Annotated in this window: 6 protein-coding genes; all 6 read right to left on the bottom strand. The window is 26.9% G+C overall.

Annotated elements, in window-relative coordinates; translation table 11 throughout:
* Nucleotides 1–765: hypothetical protein (locus tag AJ936_RS10610; RefSeq protein ID WP_250540940.1), on the bottom strand; the 765-nt coding region annotated here is incomplete at its 3' end.
* A gap of 63 nt (nt 766–828) precedes the next feature.
* Nucleotides 829–1,332 carry a hypothetical protein gene (locus AJ936_RS06785; protein ID WP_070274233.1) on the bottom strand — a complete coding sequence of 168 codons (504 nt, stop codon included), beginning with the start codon at nt 1,330–1,332 and terminating at the stop codon, nt 829–831.
* Nucleotides 1,333–2,862 (bottom strand): DUF6402 family protein, encoded by a 1,530-nt coding sequence (locus tag AJ936_RS06780; RefSeq protein ID WP_070233466.1) that lies wholly within the window; start codon nt 2,860–2,862, stop codon nt 1,333–1,335.
* Nucleotides 2,863–3,005: 143 nt separating this feature from the next.
* Nucleotides 3,006–3,323: a hypothetical protein gene (locus tag AJ936_RS06775; RefSeq protein ID WP_070233465.1), complete on the bottom strand. Its 318-nt coding sequence runs from the start codon at nt 3,321–3,323 to the stop codon at nt 3,006–3,008.
* A 7-nt stretch (nt 3,324–3,330) separates the two neighbouring features.
* Nucleotides 3,331–4,962 (bottom strand): lipase family protein, encoded by a 1,632-nt coding sequence (locus AJ936_RS10605; protein ID WP_250578770.1) that lies wholly within the window; start codon nt 4,960–4,962, stop codon nt 3,331–3,333.
* Nucleotides 4,963–5,000: 38 nt separating this feature from the next.
* The gene (locus AJ936_RS10370; protein ID WP_002881839.1) at nt 5,001–5,327 is read right to left on the bottom strand and encodes a hypothetical protein; all 327 of its coding nucleotides are present in this window, start codon (nt 5,325–5,327) and stop codon (nt 5,001–5,003) included.
* Nucleotides 5,328–5,956 lie beyond the last annotated feature (629 nt).

The raw sequence follows: 5,956 nt of genomic DNA, 5'->3' as shown, positions 1-5,956 counted from the left end.
TTTTATAGTATTATCTTGATCTAATTCTCCAAAGTAAAAAGGATTATTAGGAAGTTCATTTGAGCCTGTAAGGAGGGTGGAGTTTAGGAAGATTTTTATATCTAAACTTTTAAAATCTATTTGATATTTTTCTTCTATGTCCTTTATATCCAAAACACTTCTATCTTTTGCAAAAATATCACAATGATTATCATAAATATGGATCAAATTTGACATAGAGATGAAAGAAGTATTGTTAGAATTATCTTGCAAATCTTGTAAATTTACTTTATCTAAGAATATGATTTTTATATTATTTGTCTTTAATACTATGGTATTGGTATTTTTATCATAAAATTGCTCTATGTTAAATACTTCGTTTAAAATTAAATTAACATCATTTTCCTTAGTATTAAAGCTTTGATTATTTAGATTATCTTGTAAGGAAATTTCTTTATTTAAATAGTCTTGGATATCTTTTATTTTTTCATTTCTTTTTTCTTTTAAAGTATTGATAGATTTATAAAGCCTTTTTCTAGCATCAAGATAGGTATCATTGAGCTTTTCTTTATCTAGGATGAAGATTTTTGTGAAAGTAGAATTATAGCCTAGATTGTTTATAGCAGTAGCTTGGGTGAAAAGATCTTCTTGATTATAATTTATAGCTATGGAATTTTCACATTGATATAAGGCTTTTAAGTATGCTATGGATGAATTTTTATCTATTGTGTCTATTTCATCATTGTTTATAAAAGCAAGCCTTGTTATAAATAATTCTCTATCCATTTTTTTTCTAAATATTTAAGATAAATGAATATTATATCAAATATATTAAATTTTTGATAGTCTTTAAAGATTTTCATATACCACATACACACTCGCAATTAATAAAAAGATATTACACACAAACCCTATAAGCCAACTTAATTTTTTGCGTTTTTCTCCTGTGCTATAACATTTAAATAAATAAGCTTGCAATAAACAAGGAAGTATAAAAAATGTGATTGTAAAAAAAAACATAGTTATACAAGTCAAAAATCCAAAATAATTATATGCTTTATATTCTTGCGGTGACAATTCTTTAGCTTCTAGAGAGCTAAGTAATGCAAGATCCCTAGAAGTTTCAATACCATAGGTAAGATAAAATATGATAACAATAGCCATAAAAAAGATAATAAAATATACTAAAAAATAAGATTTTACAAATTCTTTTATGTTAATTCTCATCCAATAATTTAAAATAGAAAAGGCAATAAGAACACTTAAAGTTGTAAGATAAAATTTTATATTAGTAAAAGCAAGAATAAATCCAAATAAACCCCAAAAAATAGAAAATGTAATATCTTCTCCCATTTAAACTCCTGTATTATAAAGCACATTATAAGCTTTATCTTTAAAATCAAGTTTAGCGATAAAATCCTTACTATAAAGTTTAAAGTCCAAACCATAAGGAGTGAATTTTTGATAGTCTTGGTAATCTTGATTGTAAAGATAGTATTGCTTGGTTTTTGGGGATTGTAGAATATCAGCAAAGGTTATTTGTGGTATAAAAAATAAATATTTCTTTGGTTTATAAGTTTCCATCTGTCTTGTAGAACCCCAAATACTAAAACTCTTTTCATTAAAATCCCAAGCTCCAACAGGTTGTCCTAGCTTGATAAAATTTCCCTTATCATCAAATTCATGTCCTTGATCTAAAAAATCAAAGCTATCATAAACATAAACAAGCATTTCATCAACGCGGTATGATACCTTTTCTCTATCTCCTTGAATTTCTTTTTTAATGCTTAATTTCGAAGGAACAAAATTAAAAGAAAATTTACCACTACAAGCATAAAGAGATAGATCTTGCATGAGTTCATCATAAGTTTGTTCCCCAATCTCCGATGTATCATAACCTAACATAGTGCTCATTGTCAATGGTTGCGTTCTTAAATATGTTTTAATAAACCAAGTAAGAGAAAATTCTGTATCAAATTGCTTTGCGATATTTACTTGTAAATTTTCCCGAATTTGTCTGAAAAACTCATCATCACCCACACCTATATATTGACAATTTAAAGTATCAAGCTCATAGGGCTTACAGTCTAAAATGCGTTTATAATCTTTTGAAATTTCATCATTTTCTTTAATGATGATATAAGATTCTTCATTTTTATCGCTTCGATTTTCTTTTATATCGATAGCAAAATCAAATTTATATTCTCCTTGAGGCAAATTTTTTAATATCAAAATATTATGAGTTTTTTGTAAGATTATTTCTATTTGCTTTGTAAAATTTTGAGTGTATATGTCTTCTTTTGTATGAAATTTTTTACTTAGTCTTTTTATTATAGGAAAATGAGAATAAAACTTATCCCAATCTAGCGTAGTGTAAAATTTAATAGAACGCCTTTCTTCTCTTACTTCATTTGTTTTATTATCTATATGGCGAGAAAAACGCTCTGAATTTTGCCTTAGTCTTTTCATCTCTTGGGTTTGTGTGTTGTTTGGATAAGGGGTATAATGTAAAATAAGGGGTTCTATACCTTTACTTTGTAAGAAATTTTGTATTTCTTTTAGTCTTTGTTCTGCTTGGGGATTATTAGGTTTATTTTGTTTTACGGGGAGATGATAATTTTGTATTGTATCTATCTTAGGGCTATTTTGCCACAATACTTGAAGTTGATAGCTAATAGCCCAACCTAGTGTTGCTATTTCATTATTGCTTTTTTGATAGTATTTAAATTCATTATAACAACACTCTAATTCTGTAGGTAAAACTGTTTCATCATATTGCAAAGTGCTAAAATTTATATTATTAATATAAATTTGGCTCTTTAAAGTTTCTTCATTAATATGTCCTACCGGAACAATGTTTTCCCAAAAAAGTTCTTCATCCATTATTTCATCCTATTGTTTTTATATTTTTTAGAAATTCCTTAAGCATGTTCTCATTTAAATTTATAGAATACCTAGTCCAGCACATTCTAGCATATTTATAAAGTTTCATATATTTGGCTTGTTTTCATATATTATTTTATCCTTTATGATTTGCATTTGAATTCATCTTTAGGAGAAAAATAATAACTAGGTGTATCTTGTTTTATAGTATTATCTTGATCTAATTCTCCAAAGTAAAAAGGATTATTAGGAAGTTCATTTGATCCTGTAAGGAGAGTGGAGTTTAGGAAGATATAAGCTTGATAGTTTTGAAGTTCTTCAAAAGTAAAATCTGTCGTTGCTTCTAATTTATAAAGTTCATCATAAATACTTTGACAATCAATGATGCTTTTATTTTCACAAAACAAATAAATACTTTTTTTATCTTTATGAATAGAATATAAAAAGTCTTTACCTATCATAATTTTCCTAAATAATACCTATTTTAGCTTTTCCATTAAAATACAAAGCTTGTGATATTTTACAAACTCCACCTAAATATTGCTCATCCCAAATTTGATCTTTTATTTTATAACTTTTTGAATTATATCCATATATTTTTGTTATATTATTAATATTTTTAAGACATTTCATATCTTTATAAACCACAATAAAAATTCTAAATTCCCCAATGGCAATTTTATGAGCTAAATTTTCTTGATTATTAATAAAGGAACAATCTTTTCTGTATTTATTAAAATCATTTTTATCAAGAATTAAAATGTATTTTTCTTTTTCTTGTGCCTTTAAAATAAAATCTATGATTTTTGTTTGACTAATGGTAGGAGTTTTATAACTTGTATAATAATTATCTCCAAGCTCTTCTAAAATACCATTTGTTTCTTGCATTATGGTGGCTATTAATGAAAGAAAATATTCAAAATGATTGATTTTTTCTGGAGAACTTCTAAAAAGTCCAAGAGGTCCATTTTTAAGAGCGAAATTTTTATTATTAATAGCATTATTTTTTAACACAAAAGTTTCTGTATAAATTTGAATATTTTTCATAAAATGATTAAGATACTCTATACACTCACTAAGGCTTTTATCTTTGACTTTGTTATAGTTAGCATCTAATTCTAAAAGATAGGAGTAGAAGTAAAGAGTTTGAGTTAGGGGGATTATGGAGTGCTCCCCTGTTACTCCAGAGCTTGTATTGATTGTATGAAGCAGTGTTGTATCGCTATATTGATTGTCTTGATGTAATCCTAGCTTAATCCCTAGTTTTGATATAGGAGAGCCGATATACCATTCATTTTTATATTCATTATTACTTGATTCACAATGAAAGATAGAATCTTGAATTGAGAGTTTGTATATATATCTTTCATCTCCTTTAAGTTCAAAATTTTGAGGTGTTCTCCTATCTTCTTTAAAATGTTGCCAATAATTATAAGCAAGTTGTCTATAATATGGTGCAATATCTGCTAAGATAGGAATGGCATTAATATCAAGTGTCATCATTGTTGTATGAGTAGAAAGACTCATTGTTATCCCATAGTATTGACTTTGTTTTTCTTGGATTATCTTGTGTAATATCTCTCGTATCTTACTTTCTAAGAAAATATTATCTTTGCCTAAATCTCTTGCTCTATTTGCTATATTTTCTATTTCTTCTTTTATAAATCTTTCTTGTTGTTCTTTACTGTGAAATATAAAGAGTTTTACTATATAATCATAAGGAGGTGCTATCTTTCTAGCTCCAGGTGCATTATAAGTATATAAAGCTTTGATATTGTTTCTATTCCTATCATCACAGATACTTAAAGCAAAGAGTTGTGCAAGACAGCCTCCAAGAGAGTGTCCTGTAATAGTAAGAGAATCTTTTTCTTTGATTTGTGGATAATCTTTAATACAAGTTTCATAAAAGTTTAGCATATCATCATATTGGGCTTTAGGTATAGAGCCTATGGTTAAAGAAGCATCAGCTACAAACAAATCTTTAAAGGAACTCATTTCTGTTCCTCTAATGGCTAAAATATAATTGATATAGCCATATTCACTGGTATAGCCTTCTTCTTTTGTTTTACTATCAATTTGTTTTCTTTTTTCTCCAAACAAAGTAGCAGAAAAGCCTGAATTTGTATTAGGACAATGTTTTAATAAATCATAGCGAGAAAAGAATTGTTTGGCTTGGAGTTGGGAGAAGTCGCCACTAAATAACTCATCATCAAAGAAGCCATTTTTAGCTTTCCTGTTTTTTCATCTTTAAAATATTTGTATTCTATGTTGAGAATATCAATTAGGGTGGGGAATACAGATTGGGTTGTATCTTCTTTAATATCTCTAAAATATTTTAATCTTTTCCAATCCTTACTATTTTCCTCTGGCTTATAACTTTCATTAGCTAAATGAAAATATCCATAGGCTGCCCAAGGAAGTTCTGCATTGTCTCGTAATTTAGTGATTAATCCTTTATTGTCCATTTTTGCTCCTTTGTATTGAAGTACAAACTGCAATATTCTTCTATCTCTATCCACTCAATATTATAACTAGCCACAGATTCTTACTCTAAATTGTAACGTCTTGTATTCCAAGTATCAAGTAAAATTATTGATGTAATGTTATCTTTAGAGATAAGTTTTTTATTGCTATACAGAATAGCCATTATATCATATCTAGTCTTTTTTATTTCTCCTATATATGTTGCATATTCTCTAAAATTTTGCAAATAGAATTGCTATTCTTTACTTATTTTATAAGCTCTTCTATTCAGCTCCTCCCAATCTAATGTATCCAAACTTAATCCAAAATACCCTAGAATCTTATTATACTTTAGGAAGTTCATTTAACTTACACATATTCCTAAATTGCCAATAACTAGGCTCTAAATAATAAGAATAAGGAGTATAATAAAAGATAATTAAGCCTATACTTCCAAGAAAGACTAAAAACTTTGAAACGCTTTTTGTAGATTTAAAGATGATTTTATAAATAAATTTTAATATAAGATAAGAAAGAATAGTAGAAATTATAATAAGAAGTAATATATATGTCATGGGTTATCTCCTTAGATTCTCTATTTTATTAAAATTAAGATGTAATTTTGTGGTTT

Source organism: Campylobacter sp. BCW_6877 (genome assembly GCF_001762445.1).
GTDB lineage: Bacteria > Campylobacterota > Campylobacteria > Campylobacterales > Campylobacteraceae > Campylobacter_D > Campylobacter_D jejuni.
Note: the sequence above shows the minus strand (reverse complement) of the source record. Positions and strands in the feature narration are given on the sequence as shown.